The sequence below is a fragment of the Klebsiella sp. K47 genome (assembly GCF_051858335.1).
GTDB classification, from domain to species: Bacteria; Pseudomonadota; Gammaproteobacteria; order Enterobacterales; family Enterobacteriaceae; genus Klebsiella; species Klebsiella pneumoniae.
On the sequence record NZ_JBPYUI010000008.1, the window covers coordinates 168,111 to 191,694 of the forward strand.

The window sequence follows — 23,584 nt, forward strand, 5'->3', positions numbered from 1 at the left end:
CCTCGCTTCATCGGGATTCATTATTGGCTTAATATAGGAAGTAATAAATTGCTGAGTTTTGCGCAGGAGTTCCCCTTTTATGTCTTCCGGCCGTCTGCAACAACAGTTCATTCGCCTATGGCAGTGCTGCGACGGCAAGTCGCAGGAGACCACCCTTAACGAGCTGGCGGAAATGCTGAGCTGCTCGCGCCGCCATATGCGCACCCTGCTCAATATGATGGAGTCCCGCGGCTGGCTGACCTGGGAAGCGGAGGCAGGCCGCGGCAAGCGTTCGCGGCTAACCTTTCTCTATACCGGCCTCGCCCTGCAGCAGCAACGTGCCGAAGATCTCCTTGAGCAGGATCGCATCGATCAGCTGGTGCAGTTGGTCGGCGATAAGGCTGCCGTCCGCCAGATGCTGGTCTCGCATCTCGGCCGCAGCTTCCGCCAGGGGCGGCACATCCTGCGCGTGCTCTACTACCGACCAATGAAGAATTTGCTGCCCGGTAGCGCGCTGCGGCGTTCGGAAACGCATATTGCCCGGCAGATTTTCAGCGCCCTGACGCGGGTAAATGAGGAAAATGGGGAACTGGAAGCCGATATTGCCCACCACTGGCAGCAGCTGACCCCCACCCACTGGCGCTTTTTCCTCCGTCCCGGCATCCATTTTCACCATGGCCGTGAGCTGGAGATGGCCGATGTGATCGCCTCTCTGCAGCGCAGCAATGCCCTGCCGCTCTATTCACATATCGAACGCATCGAATCGCCCACCGCCTGGACCCTGGATATTCATCTGCGCCAGCCCGACCGCTGGCTGCCCTGGCTGCTGGGGCAGGTGCCGGCGATGGTGCTGCCGCAGGAGTGGCAGACCATGAACCACTTTTCCTCCATGCCGGTCGGCACCGGCCCCTATGCCGTGGTGCGTAACAACCAGAATCAGCTCAAGATCCATGCCTTTGAGGACTATTTTGGCTACCGGGCGCTGATCGATGAGGTGAACGTCTGGGTGCTGCCGGAGATTAGCGAAGAGCCCAACGGCGGCCTGACGCTGCAGGGCAATACCGAAAGCGAAAAAGCGGTAGAGAGTCGCCTGGAAGAGGGCTGCTATTACCTGCTGTTCGACTCGCGAAGCCCGCTGGGGGCCAACGACGCGGTGCGCCGCTGGCTAAGTTATCTGTTTCAGCCCGCCAACCTGCTCTACCATGCGGGCGAACACTACCAGGGCAACTGGTTTCCCGCCTACGGCCTGCTGCCGCGCTGGCATCACGCCAGCAACCACGCCTGCGAGAAGCCGGCGGGGTTGGAGACAGTCACCCTTACCTACTACCGCGATCACGTCGAACATCGGGTGATCGGCGGGATCATGCGCGACCTGCTGGCGGCGCATCAGGTAAAGCTGGAGATCCAGGAGCTGGAGTACGATGCCTGGCATCGCGGCGAGGTGGTCAGCGATATCTGGCTCAACAGCGTGAACTTCACCTTACCGATCGAATTTTCGCTCTTCGCCTATCTGTACGAAGTCCCGCTGATTCAGCGCTGCATTCCCATTGACTGGCAGGCAGACGCCTGCCGCTGGCGAGCAGGAGAGTTTAATCCGGCCACCTGGAGCCAGCGGCTGCTGGCCGGGCAACATATCGTGCCGCTGATCCACCACTGGCTGATGATTCAGGGTCAGCGCAGTATGCGCGGCGTGAGGATGAATACCCTCGGCTGGTTCGATTTTAAATCCGCATGGTTTGCGCCGCCGGATCCGTAAGCGCTTTCCGTCATCTGACAAAATCATTACACTAAGGCCGTTCTCAACGGGGTGCTAATAAACATACGCAATATCATTCAAGTTGCATCAAGGCAGCAAGCGGGTGAATCCCCTGGAGCATAGATAACTATGTGACTGGGGTGAACGCGCGAAGCTAACGCAGATGCGGCTTGAAGGATGAAGCGTATGGGCTGAGAAAATACCCGTCGAACCTGATCCGGATAACGCCGGCGAAGGGATTTGAGGCTCACTCAAAATCCTTTGCCACCCCTTTTTTCTGAGGTGCAAAGTGTTGAAAAAATTACTCCCGCTGCTGGCGCTTGTCGCCATGCCCGCTTTGGCTAAGCCTGTTCTTACCGTCTATACCTATGACTCCTTCTCTGCCGACTGGGGCCCCGGCCCGGCGGTCAAAAAAGCCTTTGAAGCGGAGTGCGGCTGCGAGCTGAAGTTCGTCGCGCTGGAAGATGGCGTTTCGCTACTGAATCGCCTGCGCATGGAAGGCAAAAACAGCAAGGCCGACGTCGTGCTTGGCCTTGATAACAACCTGCTGGAAGCCGCGGCGCAGAGTAAGCTGTTTGCCAAAAGCAACGTACCCGCCAGCGCGGTCAGCGTGCCGGGCGGCTGGGATAATGACACCTTTGTTCCCTACGACTATGGCTATTTCGCCTTCGTCTATGACAAAAACAAACTGGCTAATCCACCGAAGAGCCTGAAAGAGCTGGTCGAGGGGCCGCAAAAATGGCGGGTCATCTATGAAGATCCGCGTACCAGCACCCCGGGACTGGGCCTGCTGCTGTGGATGCAAAAGGTCTATGGCGATCAAGCGCCCGAGGCCTGGCAGAAGCTGGCCGCGAAAACCGTTACCGTCACCAAAGGCTGGAGCGAAGCCTATGGCCTGTTCCTGAAAGGGGAAAGCGACCTGGTGTTGAGCTATACCACCTCGCCGGCCTACCACATGATTGAAGAGAAGAAAGACAACTATGCGGCGGCGAACTTCGCCGAGGGCCACTATCTGCAGGTCGAAGTTGCCGCGCGTACCGCCGCCAGCAAGCAGCCGGAACTGGCGGAAAAATTCCTCAAATTTATGGTATCTCCTGGCTTCCAGAACGCCATCCCTACCGGCAACTGGATGTATCCGGTGACCAAGGTCACCCTGCCGGCCGGGTTTGATACCCTGGTGAAGCCGCAGACCACCCTGTCCTTTACCCCGCAGCAGGTCGCCAGCGAGCGTCAAACCTGGATTAGCGCATGGCAACGCGCCGTCAGCCGCTAAACCTTCGCGGGCTGATGCCGGGCCTGTTCGCCGCTACGCTGCTGTGCGCTGTCGCGCTGGCGGCGTTTCTGGCGCTGTGGTTTAGCGCCCCCGGCGCGGGCTGGCAATCGGTCTTCAGCGATAGCTACCTGTGGCATGTGGTCCGCTTCTCCTTCTGGCAGGCGTCGCTGTCAGCGCTGATCTCGGTGGGACCAGCCATCTTTCTCGCCCGCGCGCTTTACCGGCGTCGCTTCCCGGGCCGTACGCTGCTGCTGCGCCTGTGCGCGATGACCCTGATCCTGCCGGTGCTGGTGGCGGTGTTCGGTATCCTCAGCGTCTATGGCCGCCAGGGCTGGCTGGCCTCACTATTTAACGCGCTCGGCTGGCAATGGGAGTTCTCGCCCTACGGTCTGCAGGGCATCCTGCTGGCGCACGTCTTTTTCAATATGCCGATGGCGACCCGCCTGCTGCTGCAGGCGCTGGAGAACATTCCCGGCGAGCAGCGGCAAATTGCCGCCCAGCTTGGCATGCGCGGCTATGCCTTCTTCCGCCTCGTCGAATGGCCGTGGCTGCGCCGGCACATTCCCGCCGTCGCCGCGCTGATTTTTATGCTCTGCTTCGCCAGCTTCGCCACCGTGCTCTCGCTGGGCGGCGGCCCGAAAGCCACCACGATCGAGTTGGCTATCTACCAGGCGCTGAGCTTTGACTACGATCCGGCGCGAGCGGCAATGCTGGCGCTGATCCAGATGCTCTGCTGCCTTGGGCTGGTGCTGCTTAGCCAGCGTCTGAGTAAAGCCGTCGCCATCGGCGTCAGCCATGTGCGCGGCTGGCGCGACCCTGACGATCGCCTGCATAGCCGCCTGAGCGACGGGTTGCTGATCGGCGCCGCCCTGCTGCTGCTGCTCCCGCCGCTGCTGGCGGTCATCGTCGACGGGATCAACCGTAATATGCTGGACGTGCTGGCGCAGCCAGCGCTCTGGCAGGCATTGAGCACCTCTCTACGCATCGCCATCGCCGCCGGGCTATTGAGCGTGACCCTGACGATGATGCTGTTATGGAGCAGCCGGGAGCTGCGCGCTCGCCAGCGGCCGTTGGCCGGGCAGGCAATGGAGCTGAGCGGCATGCTGATCCTTGCGATGCCGGGAATTGTGCTGGCGACCGGCTTCTTCCTGCTGCTCAATAACACTATCGGCCTGCCGGAGTCCGCCGACGGCATCGTCATCTTCACTAATGCCCTGATGGCGATCCCCTATGCGCTGAAAGTACTGGAAAACCCGATGCGCGACATTGCCGCCCGCTACAGCATGCTGTGCCAGTCGCTGGGTATTGAAGGCTTTGCCCGGCTGCGGGTGGTCGAGCTTCGCGCTCTCCGGCGCCCGCTGGCCCAGGCGCTCGCCTTCGCCTGCGTACTGTCGATTGGCGATTTCGGCGTGGTGGCGCTGTTCGGCAACGAGGCGTTCCGCACCCTGCCTTTCTATCTGTACCAGCAGATAGGCGCCTACCGCAGCCAGGACGGGGCCGTCACCGCCCTGCTCCTGCTGCTGCTCTGTTTCTTGTTGTTTACGCTGATTGAAAAACTTCCGGGGCGTGATGCTAAAACTCAATGATGTGACCTGGCTATACCAGCATCTGCCGATGCGCTTCACCCTCGACGTCGCGCGCGGGGAGCGCATCGCGGTGCTCGGCCCCAGCGGCGCCGGAAAGAGCACCCTGCTGAATCTGATCGCCGGGTTTCTGCCGCCCGCCAGCGGCAGCCTGCTGATTAACGGCGAGGCGCATAACGCGACGCCGCCGGCGCAGCGTCCGGTCTCGATGTTGTTTCAGGAGAATAACCTGTTTAACCATCTGACCATTCGACAAAATATCAGCCTCGGCATCCACCCAGGCCTTAAACTGAACCGCGAGCAGCAGGCGCAGGTCACGGCGATAGCTGGACAGATGGGAATTGATGCGCTGCTGGAACGTCTGCCCGGCGAGCTCTCCGGCGGTCAGCGGCAGCGCGCGGCGCTGGCCCGCTGTCTGGTGCGCCAGCAGCCGGTGCTGCTGCTGGATGAACCCTTCTCGGCGCTCGATCCGGCGCTGCGCCAGGAGATGCTGTCCCTGGTCGCCGATGTCTGCGAGCAGCAGCAGCTCACCCTGCTGATGGTCTCCCACAGCGTAGAGGACGCCGCGCGCATCGCGCCGCGCTCGATGGTGGTCGCCGAAGGGCGCATTGTCTGGGATGGCGCCACCGCCGAGCTGTTAAGCGGCCACAGCAGCGCCTCGCATTTGATGGGGATCAGCGCGCGATGACTTTATGCAGGATCGCCAGATAGACCGGCATCAGCGGATGGCGGAAGACAAATGTTAACGCTGTAGCCGCCAGCGCGACCATCAGCGGCGACAGCCACAGCAGTCGGCCGCGCGGCAGCCAGCGGGTCAGCCGATCGCCTGAGGTTTTCGCGCTCCGCCACAGCCGCCAGCACAGCCATCCCGCCAGCCAGGCCAGCAGCGCCGCCCCCAATAGCAGCCATTTAAAGCTGGCGCTGTTTTCATCAGCCGGAATATCAATCGCCGCCCCGGCGAGGATGCCCGGAAGGAAATAGAGCGGCGGCCAGAGCAGGCAGCCGATAATATTCGGTAGCACGAACTTGGCCACCGGCAGGTCGAGCATCCCGGCGACCATTGGCACCAGCGGACGCGTCGGTCCGACAAAGCGGCCAATCAGAATGGTGATCATGCTGTGCTGATGCAGCGCATGCTCGGTTTTCTCCAGCAGGGCGCGGTTTTTCTTCATAAACGACCAGCGGTGCAACGGCTTCTTAAAGCGCCAGCCGAGCCAGAATGAGATCCAGTCGCCCAGCAGGCAGCCGACAATCCCCGCCAGCCACGCCTGCCAGAAGTTAACTTCGCCGCCGCCGATGAGCGCCCCAAGGCCAGCCATCATCACCGTGCCGGGTAAGATAAGCCCCACCAGCGCCAGCGACTCGAGAAAGGCCACCAGCATCACGGCTAACAATGAGTAGACCGTGGATTGGGTAATAAAGTGTTCGAGCAATGCTTGCATAATGTACCCGGTTAAAAAACGAAGCCCGGATTCTCCGAAGCCATCGCGCCGTCGTCAAGCCATCAATTGTCTTAATAGTTTACTGGCTGTGACATTTAAGCGGGTCATCATTTCACTTTCTTTACTTTTTATTCACAACCCGCGCGGAATTCGCTCGGGCTGGCCCCGGTGCATTTTTTAAACACGCGGGAAAAATAGAGCTGATCTTCGAAGCCGACGTTGCGCCCAACGGTGGCGATCGGCATCCGCGTGGTGCTGAGCAACAGTTTGGCCTGGCTGATGCGCTGATCCTCCCGCCAGCCGAGGACGCTGACCCCCAGCTGCTGGCGGAACAGGTGCGACAGACGCGAGGGCGACAGGCAAACGTGTTGGGCGACGCTGGCGATATCAAAATGGCTGTCCGCCAGATGGTCGCTGATGTACTGGCAGGCGTCGCGCACCCGGTTGTCCAGCGGGGGATGCAGCGATTCGTTGATCGCCTCCATCCGCCGCAGCAGCAGCTGTTCCAGCAGGTTTATCGCCAGCAGTTCGGAATAGCGCCCCGCCCCCTGCCCGGCATCGACGATCTGGCCGAACAGCTCGCCAAAGCGCGCCTGCCACTGTTCATCCGGACGGAAAAAGCCGGTCTGGGCAAAAATCGTTGGCCAGTTGAGCCACTCGTGCCAGTAGGCGCGCGGGCGGAAGTAGACCCACTGGTGATACCACTCGCTGGCGTCGGGATGGCGGCCATAGTGATGAATTTCCCCGGGCGGGAACAGCAGCATATCGCCCGGCCGGCAGACAAACTGTTCGCCGTGGTTGTTGATCACCCCCTCGCCGCGGATCGTCAGATTGAGAATATAGCCTTTCATACCCAGCGGGCGGTCGATAAAGAAATCCAGGTATCCCTGCGCCTCAATCGGCGTCAGGCCGGTAACCAGATGAGCGTTAAAAGAGTAGCCCGGCAGCAGCGGATCGTTTTGCGTTTCGGCCATACGCGTGGTTCTCCCCGAAGGTATCAGTGGCACCAATTGTCCATATTCATCATTTTATCGCTCTCGGCCCTGTCGCGACTGCGACGGCGGTGGGAATTTGGCGAAAAACCCGCACAGCAAGCGAAAAAAGCGCCAGTAGCGTGCATTCCACCGTGATATGCCGGGTAACAAAAGTGTCTATAAATACGGCAGAAAAGTCCACATCGAATATTTGCACGGCGTCACACTTTGCAAGGTAACAGCAAAATAATCCATAAGATTAGCGAATCCGGCCTGACGGATTTTGCCGGGGATATCTACTGTTGCTGCATGAATGATTTCTGCATGGAGTAACAAGATGGCAATTGCGATTGGCCTCGACTTTGGTAGTGACTCAGTCCGCGCTCTGGCGGTGGAATGCGCGTCCGGCGCAGAGCTGGCGACCAGCGTGGAGTGGTATCCGCGCTGGCGGGAAGGACAGTATTGCGATGGCGCTAACAACCGCTTCCGCCATCACCCGCGAGATTACATCGAGTCCATGGAAGCGGCGCTGAAAAGCGTGCTCGCTTCGCTGAGCGCCGAACAGCGCGCCGACGTCGTGGGCATTGGCGTCGACAGCACCGGCTCAACTCCGGCTCCCGTCGATGCCGAGGGCAACGTGCTGGCGCTGCGCGAAGAATTCGCTGACAACCCTAACGCCATGTTTGTCCTGTGGAAGGATCACACCGCGGTCGAGGAAGCCGAGGCGATCACCCGCCTGTGTCACCAGCCGGGCAAAGAGGATTACTCGCGCTATATCGGCGGGATCTACTCCAGCGAATGGTTCTGGGCCAAAATCCTTCACGTCACCCGCGAAGATAGCGCCGTCGCCCAGGCAGCCGCCTCGTGGGTAGAGCTTTGCGACTGGGTGCCCGCCCTGCTCTCCGGTACTACGCGTCCGCAGGATCTGCGCCGCGGCCGCTGCAGCGCCGGACATAAATCGCTGTGGCATGAGAGCTGGGGCGGTCTGCCGCCGGCCAGCTTCTTCGATGAGCTTGATCCCATCATCAACCAGCATCTGGCCTGGCCGCTGTTCACCGATACCTGGACGGCCGATGTGCCGGTCGGCACGCTGAGCGCAGAGTGGGCCCAGCGCCTGGGTCTGTCGCAGAGTGTGGCCATCTCTGGCGGCGCCTTCGACTGCCACATGGGCGCCGTTGGCGCCGGCGCGCAGCCTAACGCGCTGGTGAAAGTCATCGGCACCTCCACCTGCGACATTCTGATCGCCGATAAAGAGAGCGTCGGCGAGCGCACGGTCAAAGGCATCTGCGGCCAGGTCGACGGCAGCGTGGTTCCGCACTTTATCGGCATGGAGGCAGGCCAGTCCGCCTTCGGCGATATTTACGCCTGGTTTGGCCGCATTCTCGGCTGGCCGCTGGAGCAGCTGGCTCAGCAGCAGCCGGCGTTGCGCGAGCAAATCAAAGCCAGCCAAAAACAGTTACTGCCGGCGCTCACCGAAGCCTGGGCCAACAATCCATCGCTGGAGCATCTGCCGGTGGTGCTCGACTGGTTCAACGGCCGCCGCACGCCGAATGCCAACCAGCGCCTGAAAGGGGTGATCACCGACCTTAACCTGGCCACCGACGCGCCGGCGCTGTTCGGCGGTCTGATCGCCGCCACCGCCTTCGGCGCTCGCGCCATTATGGAGTGCTTCACCGAGCAGGGGATCCCGGTTAACAACGTCATGGCGCTTGGCGGTATCGCGCGGAAAAACCAGGTCATCATGCAGGCCTGCTGCGACGTGCTGAACCGTCCGCTGCAGATTGTCGCCTCCGATCAGTGCTGCGCGCTGGGGGCGGCTATCTTCGCCGCCGTCGCCGCCGGCGTCTATGACGATATTCCTGCCGCCCAACAGCGGATGGCAAGCCAGGTGGAAACTACCCTGCAGCCGCGTCCGGCGCAGGCACAGCGTTTCGAACAACTCTATCAGCGCTACCAGCAATGGTCGGTCAGCGCGGAACAACACTATCTCCCTTCGGCTGCAAAGGCGGAAAAAGCCCCGCAATCTCAGGCAGCGCTCACCCATTAAGGATACGAAAATGACGATTTTTGATAACTATGAAGTATGGTTCGTTATTGGCAGCCAACATCTGTACGGCCCGGAAGCCCTGCGCCAGGTGACGAAGCATGCCGAACATGTGGTGAACAGCCTGAATGCGGAAGCCAAACTGCCGTGCAAACTGGTCCTTAAGCCGCTGGGCACCACCCCGGACGAGATCACCCATATCTGCCGCGACGCCAACTACGATGACAAATGCGCCGGGTTAGTGGTCTGGCTGCATACCTTCTCGCCGGCAAAAATGTGGATCAATGGCCTGACCATCCTCAACAAACCGCTGCTGCAGTTCCATACTCAGTACAACGCCGCGCTGCCGTGGGACAGCATCGATATGGACTTTATGAACCTGAACCAGACCGCGCACGGCGGCCGCGAGTTCGGCTTCATCGGCGCCCGTATGCGCCAACAGCACAGCGTGGTCACCGGCCACTGGCAGGATAAAGAGGCCCACCAGCGTATCGGCGGCTGGATGCGTCAGGCGGTCTCCAAACAGGATACCCGTCATCTGAAAGTGTGCCGTTTCGGCGATAACATGCGCGAAGTGGCGGTGACCGACGGCGATAAAGTCGCCGCGCAGATTAAGTTTGGCTTCTCGGTGAACACCTGGGCGGTCGGCGATCTGGTGCAGGTGGTGAACAGCATCAGCGACGGCGATATCAGCGCCCTGGTCGATGAATATGAGAGCAGCTACCGTCTGACCCCGGCAGCGCAGGTTCACGGCGACAAGCGCCAGAACGTGCTGGACGCCGCGCGCATTGAGCTGGGGATGAAACGCTTCCTCGAACAGGGCGGTTTCCACGCCTTTACCACCACCTTTGAAGATCTCCACGGCCTGAAACAGCTCCCGGGTCTCGCCGTACAGCGCCTGATGCAGCAGGGCTACGGCTTTGCCGGCGAGGGCGACTGGAAAACCGCCGCTCTGCTTCGCATCATGAAGGTGATGTCAACTGGTCTGCAGGGCGGCACCTCCTTTATGGAGGATTACACCTACCACTTCGACAATGGTAACGATCTGGTGCTCGGCTCGCACATGCTGGAAGTGTGCCCGACGATCGCCACCGCCGAGAAACCGATCCTCGACGTTCAGCCGCTGGGCATCGGCGGCAAAGCGGATCCAGCGCGCCTGATCTTCAATACTCAAACCGGCCCGGCGATCGTCGCCAGCCTGATCGACCTGGGAGACCGCTTCCGTCTGCTGGTCAATACCATCGAAACCGTCCCAACGCCGCACGATCTGCCGAAGCTGCCGGTGGCCAACGCCCTGTGGAAAGCGCAGCCGGATCTGCGTACCGCGTCGGAAGCCTGGATCATCGCCGGCGGCGCGCACCATACCGTCTTCAGCCATGCGCTGAACCTCGACGATATGCGCCAGTTCGCCGAGCTGCATGATATCGAGCTGACCGTCATCGACAACGATACCCGTCTGCCGTCCTTCAAGGACGCGCTGCGCTGGAATGAAGTGTATTACGGTTCAAAACGCTAAGAGGCCGTCCCCTCACCCTTCCCCTCTCCCCGTTGGGGAGAGGGGACCGACCGGGCGCCATGCCGCCTTTCTCCCTCTCCCGCCGGGAGAGGGTCGGGGTGAGGGATACCCGACTCGCCTGCTATTCGGAGCACACTATGTTAGAAGATCTTAAACGCCAGGTGCTGGAAGCTAACCTGGCCCTGCCAAAGCATAATCTGGTGACCTTAACCTGGGGCAACGTCAGCGCCGTCGACCGCGAGAAAGGGGTGTTCGTGATCAAACCCTCCGGTGTGGATTACCGCGTGATGACCGCCGACGATATGGTGGTGGTCAGTCTGGAGAGCGGCGAAGTGGTAGAGGGTAATAAAAAGCCCTCGTCGGATACCCCGACCCATCGCCTGCTGTATCAGGCTTTCCCGACGCTGGGCGGCATTGTGCATACCCATTCGCGCCACGCCACCATCTGGGCGCAGGCCGGGCAATCTATTCCCGCGACCGGCACTACCCATGCCGACTACTTTTATGGCCCGGTGCCCTGCACCCGGTTAATGACTGATGCGGAGATCAACGGCGACTATGAGTGGGAAACCGGCAACGTGATTGTCGAAACCTTCCGCCAGCAGGGAATCGACCCGGCGCAGATGCCCGGCGTGCTGGTCCATTCCCACGGCCCGTTCGCCTGGGGCAAGAACGCCGAAGACGCGGTGCATAACGCCATCGTGCTGGAAGAGATCGCCTATATGGGGATTTTCTGCCGCCAGCTGGCGCCGCAGCTGCCGGCTATGCAGCAGACCCTGCTGGATAAGCACTATCTGCGTAAGCATGGGGCCAAAGCCTACTACGGCCAATAATCACCCTGCTCGCGCTGCGCTTAGCAGGGCCAGGGCTCTGCGCCATCTGGTAGCCTGGATAAGGCGCAAGCCGCAATCCGGGGCAACATTAGCGCCGAACACCTGTATAAAACCCCAGCGCCCCTCATGAAACCAGGCTATAATCAGGCCTGGTTTTTTATCGGCGAGAATACCCGTGACCCAGCCACGAGCAGGATTTTTACTCACCCGTCACTGGCGGGACACTCCGCAGGGCACCGAGCTCTCCTTCTGGCTGGCCACCGACGACGGTCCGCTGCAGGTCACCCTCCCGCCGCAGGAGTCCGTCGCCTTTATTCCCGAAGCGCAGCGGGCGCAGGCTGAACGGCTGCTGCAGGGGGAGAAAGGGCTCCGCTTCGCCCCGCTGGCCCTGAAAGATTTCCACCGTCAGCCGATTGTTGGACTCTACTGCCGCGCCCATCGCCAGTTGATGCGTCTGGAGAAGATGCTCCGCGACAGCGGCGTCACCGTTTACGAAGGCGATATCCGCCCGCCGGAGCGCTATCTGATGGAGCGCTTTATCACCGCCCCGGTGTGGGTGGAAGGCGAAACGCGCGGCTCGCAGCTGGTCAACGCGCGCATGAAGCCGAACCCTGACTATCGTCCGCCGCTGAAATGGGTGTCGCTGGATATCGAAACCAGCCGCCACGGCGAGCTGTACTGCATCGGTCTGGAAGGCTGCGGCCAGCGGGTGGTCTACATGCTGGGCCCCGAACCGGAAACGCCGCCAGACGTCGACTTCGAGCTGGTCTTCATCGCCAGCCGTCCCCTGCTGCTGGAAAAGCTCAACGCCTGGTTTGCCGAACACGACCCCGACGTGCTGATCGGCTGGAACGTAGTGCAGTTCGATCTGCGCGTTCTGCAAAAGCACGCCGAACGCTATCGTATCCCGCTGCGACTCGGCCGCGGCAACAGCGAGCTGGAGTGGCGTGAGCACGGCTTTAAGAACGGCGTCTTTTTCGCCCAGGCCAACGGGCGGCTGATTATCGACGGCATCGACGCGCTAAAATCGGCGTTCTGGAATTTCTCCTCCTTTTCGCTGGAGGCGGTGGCCCGCGAGCTGCTGGGAGAAGGCAAAGCCATCGACAACCCATGGGATCGGATGGATGAGATCGATCGCCGGTTTCATGAAGACAAACCGGCGCTGGCCATCTATAACCTGCAGGATTGCGAGCTGGTGACGCGGATCTTCCACAAAACGGAGATCATGCCGTTTTTGCTCGAACGAGCGACGGTCAACGGTCTGCCCGCCGACCGCCACGGCGGCTCGGTCGCCGCCTTCAGCCATCTCTATTTCCCGCGCATGCACCGCCTGGGCTACGTGGCGCCGAATCTCGGCGACGTACCGCCGCAGGCGAGCCCCGGCGGCTACGTGATGGACTCCCGCCCCGGCCTGTATGACTCGGTGCTGGTGCTGGACTATAAAAGCCTGTATCCGTCGATTATTCGTACCTTTCTAATCGATCCGGTCGGCCTGGTTGAAGGGCTGGCGCAACCCGATGATCAGCACAGTATCGAGGGCTTCCTCGGCGCCCGCTTCTCGCGAGATAAGCACTGCCTGCCGGGGATTGTCAGCCAGATCTGGCACGGCCGGGATGAAGCCAAACGCCAGCACAATAAGCCGCTCTCCCAGGCGCTGAAGATCATTATGAACGCCTTTTACGGCGTGCTGGGGACCAGCGCCTGCCGCTTCTTCGACCCGCGTCTCGCCTCGTCGATCACCATGCGCGGCCATGCGATCATGCGCCAGACTAAAGCGTTAATTGAAGCCAAAGGCTATGACGTTATCTACGGCGATACCGACTCCACCTTCGTCTGGCTTAAGCGCCCGCACAGCGAAGCCCAGGCGGCGAAGATCGGCCGCGAGCTGGTCAGCGATGTCAACGCCTGGTGGGCGCAGGAGCTTAGCAAAAGCCAGCTTACCAGCGCCCTGGAGCTGGAGTATGAAACCCACTTCTGCCGCTTTTTAATGCCGACGATCCGCGGCGCCGATACCGGCAGCAAGAAGCGCTATGCCGGGATGATTCAGGAGGGCGATGCCCAGCGCATGGTGTTTAAGGGGCTGGAAACGGTGCGTACCGACTGGACGCCGCTGGCCCAGCAGTTTCAACAAGAGTTATACCTGCGCATCTTCCGCAACCAGCCGTATCAGGATTATGTGCGGGAGACTATCGCCAGGCTGATGAACGGCGAGCTCGACGAACAGCTGGTTTATCGCAAACGCCTGCGCCGGCCGCTGGCGGAGTATCAGCGCAACGTACCGCCGCACGTGCGCGCCGCCCGGCTTGCCGATGAACACAACCTGAAGCTTGGGCGGGCGCAGCAGTATCAGCAGCGCGGCACCATCAAATACGTCTGGACCACCAGCGGCCCGGAGCCGGTGGATTACCAGCAGTCGCCGCTCGATTACGATCACTATTTAACAAAGCAGTTGCAGCCGGTGGCGGAAGGGATCCTGCCCTTCGTCAACGATGACTTTGCTACAATAGTGACAGGACAGTTGGGGCTATTTTGATTTTTTGTCACCCATTCCACGGGCACGAAAGCCTAAAAATGAAGCGTGAGGAGAACGTGACGAACGTTCTGCCATCCAGTAATATAGCGCCCTTTCCATTCCTGGCCCCAATTTTGACGCATCTCCGATTGTTCATGGAGATGATCAACTATTGCCTGCAATTAAAGAACTAAAGAGCCGAACATATATGCCTTTTACACTTGGTCAACGCTGGATTAGCGACACAGAGAGCGAATTAGGATTAGGGACGGTGGTAGCGCTGGATGCGCGCATGGTCACTCTCCTTTTCCCCGCCATCGGCGAAAACCGTCTGTACTCTCGCAACGATTCCCCGATCACCCGCGTAATGTTTAACCCGGGCGACACCATCACCAGCCATGAAGGCTGGCAGCTCCACGTTGACAAAGTGAATGAAGAGAACGGGCTGCTGTCCTACACTGGCACCCGCCTGGACACCCAGGAAGCGAACGTCACCCTGCGTGAAGTGCTGCTCGACAGCAAACTGGTATTCAGCAAACCGCAGGACCGCCTGTTCGCCGGCCAAATCGACCGTATGGATCGCTTTGCCCTGCGCTACCGCGCGCGCAAGTTCCAGAGCGAACAGTACCGCATGCCGTGGAGCGGCCTGCGCGGCCAGCGCACCAGCCTGATCCCGCACCAGCTGCATATTGCCCACGATGTGGGCCGTCGTCACGCGCCGCGCGTCCTGCTGGCCGATGAAGTGGGCTTAGGTAAAACCATTGAAGCCGGGATGATCCTGCACCAGCAGCTGCTCTCCGGCGCCGCAGAGCGCGTGCTGATCGTGGTCCCGGAAACCCTCCAGCACCAGTGGCTGGTGGAGATGCTGCGCCGTTTCAACCTGCGTTTCTCGCTGTTCGATGACGAGCGCTACGCCGAAGCGCAGCACGATGCCTACAATCCGTTCGAAACCGAACAGCTGGTGATCTGCTCTTTAGACTTCGTGCGTCGCAGCAAGCAGCGCCTGGAGCACCTGTGCGACGCCGAGTGGGACCTGATGGTGGTCGACGAAGCGCACCACCTGGTGTGGAGCGAAGAGGCGCCGAGCCGTGAATATCAGGCTATTGAACAGCTGGCTGAGCGCGTGCCGGGTATCCTGCTGCTGACCGCGACGCCGGAACAGCTGGGAATGGAGAGCCATTTTGCGCGCCTGCGTCTGTTGGATCCGAACCGCTTCCACGATTTTGAACAGTTTGTCGAAGAACAGCAGAACTACCGTCCGGTGGCCGACGCCGTCGCGCTGCTGCTGGCGGGCAACAAGCTGAGCGATAGCGAACTCAATACCCTGGGCGATCTGATCGGCGAGCAGGATATCGAGCCGCTGCTGCAGGCCGCCAACAGCGATCGCGAAGATGCCCAGGCCGCGCGCCAGGAGCTGATCTCGATGCTGATGGACCGCCACGGCACCAGCCGCGTGCTGTTCCGTAATACCCGTAACGGCGTCAAAGGTTTCCCGAAACGCGAGCTGCACACCATTCGTCTGCCGCTGCCGACCCAGTACCAGACGGCCATCAAAGTGTCCGGCATTATGGGCGCGCGCAAAACCGCGGAAGAGCGCGCGCGCGACATGCTCTATCCGGAGCAGATCTATCAGGAATTTGAAGGTGATACCGGTACCTGGTGGAACTTCGACCCGCGCGTCGAGTGGCTGATGGGTTACCTGACCAGCCATCGCTCGCAGAAGGTGCTGGTAATCTGCGCTAAGGCCGCCACCGCCCTGCAGCTGGAACAGGTGCTGCGCGAGCGCGAAGGCATCCGCGCCGCGGTGTTCCATGAAGGGATGTCGATTATCGAACGCGACCGCGCCGCGGCGTGGTTTGCTGAAGAAGACACCGGCGCCCAGGTGCTGCTGTGCTCCGAGATCGGCTCCGAAGGACGCAACTTCCAGTTCGCCAGCAACCTGGTGATGTTCGACCTGCCGTTTAACCCGGATCTGCTGGAGCAGCGTATCGGTCGTCTCGACCGTATCGGCCAGGCGCACGATATCCAGATCCACGTTCCGTACCTGGAAAAAACCGCGCAGTCGGTGCTGGTGCGCTGGTATCACGAAGGGCTCGACGCCTTCGAACATACCTGCCCGACCGGTCGCACCGTCTACGACAGCGTGCACGATGAACTGATCAACTATCTTGCGGCGCCGGAATCCACCGACGGCTTTGACGATCTGATCAAATCCTGCCGCCAACAGCATGATGCCCTGAAGGCGCAGCTGGAGCAGGGCCGCGACCGTCTGCTGGAGATCCACTCCAACGGCGGCGAGAAAGCCCAGGCCCTGGCGGAGAGCATCGAAGAGCAGGATGACGACACCAGCCTGATCGCTTTCTCGATGAACCTGTTCGATATCGTCGGCATCAACCAGGACGACCGCGGTGAAAACCTGATCGTCCTCACCCCTTCCGACCATATGCTGGTGCCGGATTTCCCGGGCCTGCCGGAAGACGGTTGCACCATCACCTTCGAACGTGACGTGGCGCTGTCGCGTGAAGATGCGCAATTTATTACCTGGGAACACCCGCTGATACGCAACGGTCTGGACCTGATCCTTTCCGGCGATACCGGCAGCAGCACCATTTCGCTGCTGAAGAACAAGGCGCTGCCGGTCGGCACCCTGCTGCTGGAGCTGATCTATGTCGTCGAAGCGCAGGCGCCGAAGCAGCTGCAGCTCAACCGCTTCCTGCCGGCGACCCCGGTTCGCATGCTGCTGGATAAAAACGGCAACAACCTCGCCGCGCAGGTGGAGTTCGAAAGCTTCAACCGCCAGCTGAGCGCGATCAACCGCCATACCGGTAGCAAGCTGGTCAATGCGGTGCAGCAGGACGTTCACGCGATTCTGCAGCAGGGTGAAGCGCAGATCGCCAAAGCGGCGCAGGGGCTGATCGACGCGGCGCGTAACGAAGCCGATGAAAAGCTGACGGCGGAGCTGTCGCGTCTGGAAGCGCTGAAGGCGGTGAACCCGAACATCCGTGACGACGAACTGGCGGCGATCGAAAGCAACCGTCAGCAGGTGATGGATGCGCTGGCGCAGGCCGGATGGCGTCTGGACGCGCTGCGTCTGATCGTCGTCACTCACCAGTAACGGAACGCGAACATGGCGATGGAAAACTACAATCCGCCGCAGGATCCCTGGCTGGTGATCCTGTATCAGGATGAGCACATCATGGTGGTCAACAAGCCGAGCGGCTTGTTGTCCGTCCCCGGTCGTCTTGAGGAGCATAAAGACAGCGTGATGACGCGCATTCAGCGCGACTTCCCGCAGGCCGAATCGGTGCATCGCCTGGATATGGCCACCAGCGGCGTGATTGTGGTGGCGCTGAATAAAGCCGCCGAGCGTGAACTGAAGCGTCAGTTCCGCGAGCGCGAGCCGAAGAAGCAGTACGTCGCCCGCGTCTGGGGCCATCCGCAGCCGGCGGAAGGCCTCGTGGATTTACCGCTGATTTGCGACTGGCCGAACCGGCCAATGCAGAAGGTGTGCTATGAAACCGGCAAAGCGGCGCAAACCGAATATGAGGTGCTGGAGTACGCAGAGGATAACACCGCCCGCGTGCGCCTGAAGCCGATTACCGGGCGGTCGCACCAGCTGCGCGTGCATATGCTGGCGCTGGGGCATCCGATCCTTGGCGACCGCTTCTATGCCACGCCGGAGGCGCTGGCGATGGCCCCGCGCCTGCTGCTGCACGCCGAGACGCTCACCATCACCCATCCTGCCTACGGCAACGCGATGACCTTTCGCGCGCCGATCGACTTTTAACGCTCATACTTCGAGTTGCATGCGGGTTGGCTGCGTGCAACTCGGATTAGTGAGGATACAGAAAACAATCCCGATTAATCGCGGGCGAACCACGCGTCAATCATCTGCTCAACGCGGGCGACGACGAGATCGGTGTCGTGACGACGGCTGCGCGCGCAGGCGTGCGCCGGCTCATCGCACAGCAGGCAGCGGCGCTGCGATTCGCCCAGCGACTGGCGTCCCACCAGCCCGTTCTGCGGACAGATTACATCGATATCCCACAGGCGTCCCAGCGGATGGCTCTGCTCCAGCGTACTGCACATCGCTTTGATTTCGCTGGCCGGATGCGCTACGCACCACAGCGCTTCTGGCCCGGTCGGCAGCCATAGCACCTGACGATCCAGCGTTTGCCAGCGGTGCTTCCACAGCAGCTGATCGCAGGCCTGGAGGGCAACGCCCATCATATTGCGATAGCGAATGCTGTCCTTCACCGCCCCCGGGGTCACCAGGGTCAGGGAAATAACAGGCTGCTGATAATGGGCCAACCAGTCGGCCTGGCGGGCTGCACGCTGCTCTTTCGCCGCCAGCAATGCGTCGATGCTGACGCCCGCCTGGGCGGGAGTATCCACTGACATTAATTCCTCTCCTACATATGATAAATACGACAGCGCCTGGACTGTCATGATGATGGTTGCGATAGCCGATCGCGCGCTGATTGTAACGCTAAATGCGGAGCATTTAGGATACAGAACGCAGATATTTTCGGCGTTCTGTAGCGGAAAATAGCAGATTTATCGCTGAGCGTAGCGTTATATCACGCCAGATAGTGGCTGAGGAACAGCAACCCCAGCGAGACATTTATCGCCCCGCCGATGCGGGTAGCGATCTGCGCGAACGGCATCAGGCTCATGCGGTTGCCGGCGGTCAGGATCGCCACATCGCCGGTGCCACCCTGCCCGCTCTGGCAACAGGAAACAATCGCCACATCGATCGGGTGCATCCCTATCTTTTTACCAACCAGGAAACCGGTCGCCACCAGCGCGGAGACGGTACTGACGATCACCAGCAGGTTGGTTAAAGTGAAGGCGTTTACCAGTTCCTGCCACGGAGTGATCGCCACGCCGACGGCAAAGAGGATCGGGTAGGTGACTGCGGTGCGGAAGAATTTATACACCATCTGCGACCCCTCCTGCAGACGCGGAGACACCACGTTAGCCAGCTTTAACAGTACCGCGAGGAACAGCATGCCTACCGGCGCCGGCAGACCAATCAGTTTGTGGCCGAGCATCCCCATCATATACAGCAGTACCGCCAGCAACGCGCCGGAGGCGAGGGTCCCAACGTCGGTCTTACCGCTCACGCCTTCGCTCTCGCTGAGGCTGCGGGTTTCATGGCTGCGGTTCGGCATCAGTTGCCCTTCGCCGGTCAGATGCGGGAAGCGCTTGCCGAGCTGGTTGAGGCAGCCGGAGATGACGATCGCCGTCAGGCTGCCAAGCATCACCATCGGCAATACCCGGCCCAGGGCCACGCCCTGCTCCATATGCATCAGCGCGGCATAACCCATTGACAGCGGGATCGCCCCCTCTCCCACGCCGCCGGCCATAATCGGCAGCACGATAAAGAAGAACACCTGGAACGGCTCCATACCCAGCAGCGTGCCGACGCCGATGCCCACCAGCATGCCGACCACTTCGCCGCACAGCATCGGGAAGAAGATCTTCAGAAAGCCCTGAATCAGCGTGGTGCGATTCATACTCATGATGCTGCCGACAATGATGCAGCAGATATAGAGATAGAGGATGTTAGTGGATTTATAGAATTTGGTCGTGGATTCAATAACCACGTCAGGCAGCAGACCATAGTGGACCAGCGCGGAAGGAATAAAGGTGGCGCAGATCGCCGCCGCACCGAGTTTCCCCAGCACCGGGAGGCGTTTACCAAACTCGCCGCAGGCGAAGCCAAAGAAAGCCAGGGTGGCCACCATCACCACGATATCGCTCGGCAGTTTGCCGCCAAGGCAGTCGAGGGCAATCAGTCCTCCGGCCAGCAGAAACAGCGGCAGCGGGACGATCCCCACCTTCCAGTTATCCATAATATGCCACCAGCGCTGCTTGAGCGTGGTTTTCGGCGTATCGATCGGTTCAAGGGTTGCAGAGAATGCATTGTCTGTGGTGCTCATAAATTCAGCCCTGTCGTTATTATTCATTTTCAGCGTAAAGGGACAGCGGCGTCGTTAATGTGAAGCTTCCCAGATTAAAAAAGAAGTTTTAATGGTCACTATGGTTTTTATGGTTTTTATTCGCTGAACTGCCCGGGAGTGATATATCTCTGATTTATGACTGTGGTTTTTATGGTTTTTATTTCCCGCCGGCCGCCTATTTCCGCCGCGACCGCTGGCGGCAGCCCGCGCCTGCGCCGCTGATCACAACTTTCCCTTAACATTTACGTCACGTGACAGAAAAATGATAGAGTGCCGCTATGGTTAATACGTCGTCCGGGGCCTATGAAATTATCTTTTCAATATAAGCTGTTTATTTCTCTGGTCGCTTTTTTCTCGGTCCTTTTTATCGCGCTGGGCATTTATTATTATTTTGACGCCAGCCGCCAGCTTTATCAGGAGATGAGCGCCCGGGCCAAAATACAGGCCGAAGAGATAGCCCTGATGCCGAATTTACGTCAACAGGTCAGCCGGCACGACCCACAGGCGATTCAGGCGTTTATGCAGCAAATCGCCGCCCATAGCGACGCCAGCTTTATCGTCATCGGCGACCGTCAGGGAGTTCATCTGTTTCATTCCGTCCATCCGGAGTGGGTTGGCACCCGACTGGTCGGCGGCGACAACCAGGCGGTACTGGAAGGGAAATCCATCACCACCATTCGCAAAGGCGGCCTCGGGGTCTCGCTGCGCAGCAAAACGCCCATCGTTGATGACGCAGGGCGAGTGATCGGTATTGTCTCCGTCGGCTACCTCACCAGCTATCTCGACAGCATTACTCTGACTAAAGTGATCAATATTTTTATCGCCGCCGTCCTGCTGCTCATCGCCCTGTTTATCTTCTCCTGGTACTTTACCCGCAGTATCAAGAAGCAGATTTTTTCGCTCGAGCCGCGGGAAATTGGCCTGCTGGTTCGCCAGCAAAAGGCGATGATGGAGTCGATCTTTGAGGGGGTGATCGTCATCGATCGCCAGCGGCGTATTGAGGTGATAAACCATGCCGCCCGCAGCCTGCTGGGGCTCAGCCAGCCCGCCCGCCAGCTGCGCGGTCAGTCGATCGACAGCGTCATTTCGCCGCAGCCCTTTTTCGCCAGCGGCGACATGCTCGAACGCGATACCCACGATGAGCTATGCCGCTTCAACCAGTTGACCGTGCTCGCCAGTCGGGTGCGCATTATGCTGGAGAATACCCTGCAGGGCTGGGTGATCACATTCCGTGACCGCAATGAAATCAATGCCCTCACCGCCCAGCTGAGCCAGGTGAAGCGCTATGTCGACAATCTGCGCATCATGCGCCACGAGCAGCTCAACCGGATGACTACCCTCTCCGGCCTGCTGCATATGGGCCATTATGACGAAGCGATCCGCTATATTCAGGCCCAGTCGGAACATGCTCAGGAGCTACTGGATTTTATCTCCTCGCACTTCCACTCGCCGACGCTATGCGGTCTGCTGCTCGGCAAAGCCACCCGCGCCCGCGAAAAAGGCGTGGCGCTGAGCTTCGACCCGGCCTGCCGCATCGACCGCCCCCTGCCGTCGCTAATGGAATCCGAGCTGATCTCCATCATCGGCAACCTGCTGGATAACGCCATCGAAGCCACGCAGCGTGCCGAGCTGCCGCATGAGCCGGTTGAAGTCCTGATCCAGCTCAACGCCCGGGAGTTGATTATCGAAGTGGCCGACCGCGGCGTCGGCATCCGCCCCGATATCCGCGAGCGCATTTTTGAACGCGGCGTCACCACCAAAACCCGTGGCGATCACGGCATTGGTCTGTATCTTATTGAACATTATGTCACTCAGGCGGGCGGCACCATCGAAGTCGCCGATAACGCGCCGCGGGGAACGATCTTCACCCTATTTATCCCGGCCGACGCGCACGCCTGTCCGCAACCGGAGGCCCACGATGCATCATGACCTGGTCGATGTGCTAATCATTGAAGATGAGAGCGAACTGGCGCGCCTGCACGCCGAGCTTGTGCAAAAACACCCGCGACTGCGGCTGGCAGGCATGGCGGCCTCCCTCGCCCAGGCGCGGCAGCTGCTTCACGCCACGCCGCCGCAGCTGGTGCTGCTGGATAACTATTTACCGGACGGCAAAGGCGTCACGCTGATGACCGACCCGGCGCTGGCGACCAGCCAATGCTCGGTGATCTTTATCACCGCCGCCAGCGATATGGAAACCTGCAGCCAGGCCATCCGCAACGGCGCCTTCGACTATATCCTTAAGCCGGTATCATGGAAGCGGCTGAGCCAGTCGCTGGAGCGCTTTATCCAGTTCTACGATCAGCAACGGGAGTGGAAAATCGTCGATCAGCAAAACGTCGATTCCCTCTATCAACTGCAGGCGAAGAACTATCGCGTGGATAGCGGCAGCAAGGGGATTGAAGAGAAAACGCTGGCGCTGGTGCAGGGACTGTTTAGCGGCCGGGAAGCGCACTGTTTTTCCGTTGATGAAGTGGTCAGCGCCGCCGGGCTCAGCAAAACCACCGCCCGTCGCTATCTGGAGCACGGCGTTGAGACCGGTTTTCTGGAAGTGGAGATGCTGTACGGAAAAATTGGCCATCCGCGGCGGCTGTATCGCCGCGCTAAGGTCAAAAGTTAAAACCCCTCGCCGGACGGGAGGGGCTGGAAACGTCAGAAGCCGCGCTGCTCTTTGATCAGCTCCCAGGCCTTCTGGATCTCCTGGGCCTTCTGTTTGGCCATCTCCATCATCTCCGGCGGCAGACCTTTCGCTACCAGCTTGTCCGGATGATGTTCGTTCATCAGCTTGCGATAGGCGCGCTTCACCGTCGCCGCGTCGTCGGTCGGTTTTACTCCCAGCACATTGCAGGCATCTTCGAGGGTCGGCCCACGCTGCGCCTGCTGCCAGCCGGCGTTGCCGCCATGCTGGCCATAAGAGCGCTGCTGCGAACCGCCGCCAAACTGGGCGCCGCCCTGCATCATCCGCAGGAATTGATCGAACTGGGCGCGGGAGATGCCGAGCTCGTCGGCAATGACGAACAGCACTTCCCGTTCGTTAGGATGCAGTTCGCCATCAGCGAACGCCGCCTGCAGCTGAATTTCCAGAAACATCCGAATCAGATCGAAACGGCCAAAGCAGACGCTGCGCAGCTGACGCATTTTCTCGCGCAGGGGATAGTTGTCGGCCTTACCGTCGCGAAACGCCTGCTGCGCCGCGGTGCGCGAGGCGCCATGCAGGTTCATGCGATCCATTAGCACATTGGCGACATGAATATCCGCTTCGGTAACGCGGCCCTTGGATTTGGTCAGGTGCCCCATCACTTCGAAGGTGGTGGAAAAGAAGAGCGACTGACGCTCCTGCTGATTGGCGAAGAGATTTAACCGGCGGCTGCGCGCCCGGTCAAACATATGGCCGACCAGAAAGCCAAGCACCACGCCCCAGAACCCACCACCCATCAGCAAAGCCACTGCCACGCCAATCACTTTACCCAAATACTGCATAGACTCCCCAACTGTTTATCGCCGTTAAGCTCGAATATGACCGCACGTTACCCGGCACTCGCGCCTCGGTCAATTGTGGGACATAGCCTATAATTTGCTTTATCATACTCGTCATTCAACAGGGTGCCTAACGCTCGGGCTCGAAACGGGCAGGATTAACACTAGCGTGATAATGTTGAGTAAGTTAGGCTCTGACCGTTTGCAAGCCGCTGTCACAAGATGATGGAAC

General features: G+C 60.1%; 17 protein-coding genes. 12 read left to right on the plus strand and 5 right to left on the minus strand.

The genetic code is table 11. The annotated features are described in order from the left end of the window. Positions 1–79: 79 nt before the first annotated feature. The 4 genes from sgrR (at position 80) to thiQ (ending at position 5,279) form a co-directional block, all read left to right on the plus strand. A complete protein-coding gene (gene sgrR, locus RRF55_RS10325) occupies positions 80–1,735 on the plus strand; it encodes an HTH-type transcriptional regulator SgrR (RefSeq protein WP_065812080.1) in 1,656 nt (551 codons plus the stop codon). A gap of 289 nt (positions 1,736–2,024) precedes the next feature. Further along, complete coding sequence (thiB, locus tag RRF55_RS10330) at positions 2,025–3,008, plus strand: thiamine ABC transporter substrate binding subunit (protein ID WP_011977648.1); 984 nt, start codon at positions 2,025–2,027, stop codon at positions 3,006–3,008. Then, positions 2,984–4,594: a thiamine/thiamine pyrophosphate ABC transporter permease ThiP gene (gene thiP / locus RRF55_RS10335; protein WP_002888430.1), complete on the plus strand. Its 1,611-nt coding sequence runs from the start codon at positions 2,984–2,986 to the stop codon at positions 4,592–4,594. Before thiB ends, thiP begins: the two co-directional genes overlap by 25 nt. Further along, positions 4,578–5,279, plus strand: a complete 702-nt coding sequence (thiQ, locus tag RRF55_RS10340; RefSeq protein WP_004178579.1) for a thiamine ABC transporter ATP-binding protein ThiQ — start codon at positions 4,578–4,580, stop codon at positions 5,277–5,279. The genes thiP and thiQ overlap by 17 nt, the downstream gene beginning before the upstream one ends. Here thiQ and RRF55_RS10345 read toward each other — a convergent pair. Both RRF55_RS10345 and araC read right to left on the minus strand, forming a co-directional pair. Beyond that, positions 5,266–6,033 (minus strand): DedA family protein, encoded by a 768-nt coding sequence (locus RRF55_RS10345; protein ID WP_002888373.1) that lies wholly within the window; start codon positions 6,031–6,033, stop codon positions 5,266–5,268. The two genes, thiQ and RRF55_RS10345, sit on opposite strands and share 14 nt — an antisense overlap. Positions 6,034–6,161: 128 nt before the next feature. Next, positions 6,162–7,007, minus strand: coding sequence for an arabinose operon transcriptional regulator AraC (gene araC / locus RRF55_RS10350; protein ID WP_004145972.1), 846 nt, complete (start codon positions 7,005–7,007; stop codon positions 6,162–6,164). A gap of 337 nt (positions 7,008–7,344) precedes the next feature. Between araC and araB the strand changes: the two genes are divergently transcribed. The 6 genes from araB (at position 7,345) to rluA (ending at position 17,699) form a co-directional block, all read left to right on the plus strand. Beyond that, positions 7,345–9,054 (plus strand): ribulokinase, encoded by a 1,710-nt coding sequence (gene araB, locus RRF55_RS10355; RefSeq protein ID WP_011977646.1) that lies wholly within the window; start codon positions 7,345–7,347, stop codon positions 9,052–9,054. 10 nt (positions 9,055–9,064) lie between these two features. Further along, on the plus strand, positions 9,065–10,567 hold the full coding sequence (gene araA, locus RRF55_RS10360; protein WP_011977645.1) for an L-arabinose isomerase: 1,503 nt from the start codon (positions 9,065–9,067) through the stop codon (positions 10,565–10,567). Positions 10,568–10,704: 137 nt separating this feature from the next. Beyond that, positions 10,705–11,400 (plus strand): L-ribulose-5-phosphate 4-epimerase, encoded by a 696-nt coding sequence (gene araD, locus RRF55_RS10365; protein ID WP_002888353.1) that lies wholly within the window; start codon positions 10,705–10,707, stop codon positions 11,398–11,400. Between the two features lie 175 nt (positions 11,401–11,575). Next, on the plus strand, positions 11,576–13,933 hold the full coding sequence (gene polB, locus RRF55_RS10370) for a DNA polymerase II (protein WP_011977643.1): 2,358 nt from the start codon (positions 11,576–11,578) through the stop codon (positions 13,931–13,933). A gap of 187 nt (positions 13,934–14,120) precedes the next feature. Continuing rightward, entirely contained in the window at positions 14,121–17,027 is a 2,907-nt protein-coding gene (gene rapA, locus RRF55_RS10375; protein ID WP_064153131.1) for an RNA polymerase-associated protein RapA, read from the plus strand. Positions 17,028–17,039: 12 nt separating this feature from the next. Beyond that, entirely contained in the window at positions 17,040–17,699 is a 660-nt protein-coding gene (gene rluA, locus RRF55_RS10380) for a bifunctional tRNA pseudouridine(32) synthase/23S rRNA pseudouridine(746) synthase RluA (RefSeq protein WP_004145980.1), read from the plus strand. A 74-nt stretch (positions 17,700–17,773) separates the two neighbouring features. Here the strand turns inward: rluA and citX are convergent, their stop codons facing one another. Together citX and RRF55_RS10390 are read right to left on the minus strand one after the other, a co-directional pair. Further along, on the minus strand, positions 17,774–18,313 hold the full coding sequence (gene citX, locus RRF55_RS10385; protein WP_002888347.1) for a citrate lyase holo-[acyl-carrier protein] synthase: 540 nt from the start codon (positions 18,311–18,313) through the stop codon (positions 17,774–17,776). A gap of 179 nt (positions 18,314–18,492) precedes the next feature. After that, a complete protein-coding gene (locus RRF55_RS10390) occupies positions 18,493–19,857 on the minus strand; it encodes a 2-hydroxycarboxylate transporter family protein (RefSeq protein ID WP_002888345.1) in 1,365 nt (454 codons plus the stop codon). Positions 19,858–20,181: 324 nt separating this feature from the next. Between RRF55_RS10390 and RRF55_RS10395 the strand changes: the two genes are divergently transcribed. Beyond that, a complete protein-coding gene (locus RRF55_RS10395; RefSeq protein ID WP_002888340.1) occupies positions 20,182–21,807 on the plus strand; it encodes an ATP-binding protein in 1,626 nt (541 codons plus the stop codon). Next, positions 21,797–22,495, plus strand: a complete 699-nt coding sequence (locus tag RRF55_RS10400) for a response regulator (RefSeq protein WP_004182906.1) — start codon at positions 21,797–21,799, stop codon at positions 22,493–22,495. The genes RRF55_RS10395 and RRF55_RS10400 overlap by 11 nt, the downstream gene beginning before the upstream one ends. Positions 22,496–22,527: 32 nt before the next feature. Here RRF55_RS10400 and djlA read toward each other — a convergent pair whose 3' ends face one another. Then, positions 22,528–23,355: a co-chaperone DjlA gene (djlA, locus tag RRF55_RS10405; RefSeq protein ID WP_002888332.1), complete on the minus strand. Its 828-nt coding sequence runs from the start codon at positions 23,353–23,355 to the stop codon at positions 22,528–22,530. Positions 23,356–23,584 lie beyond the last annotated feature (229 nt).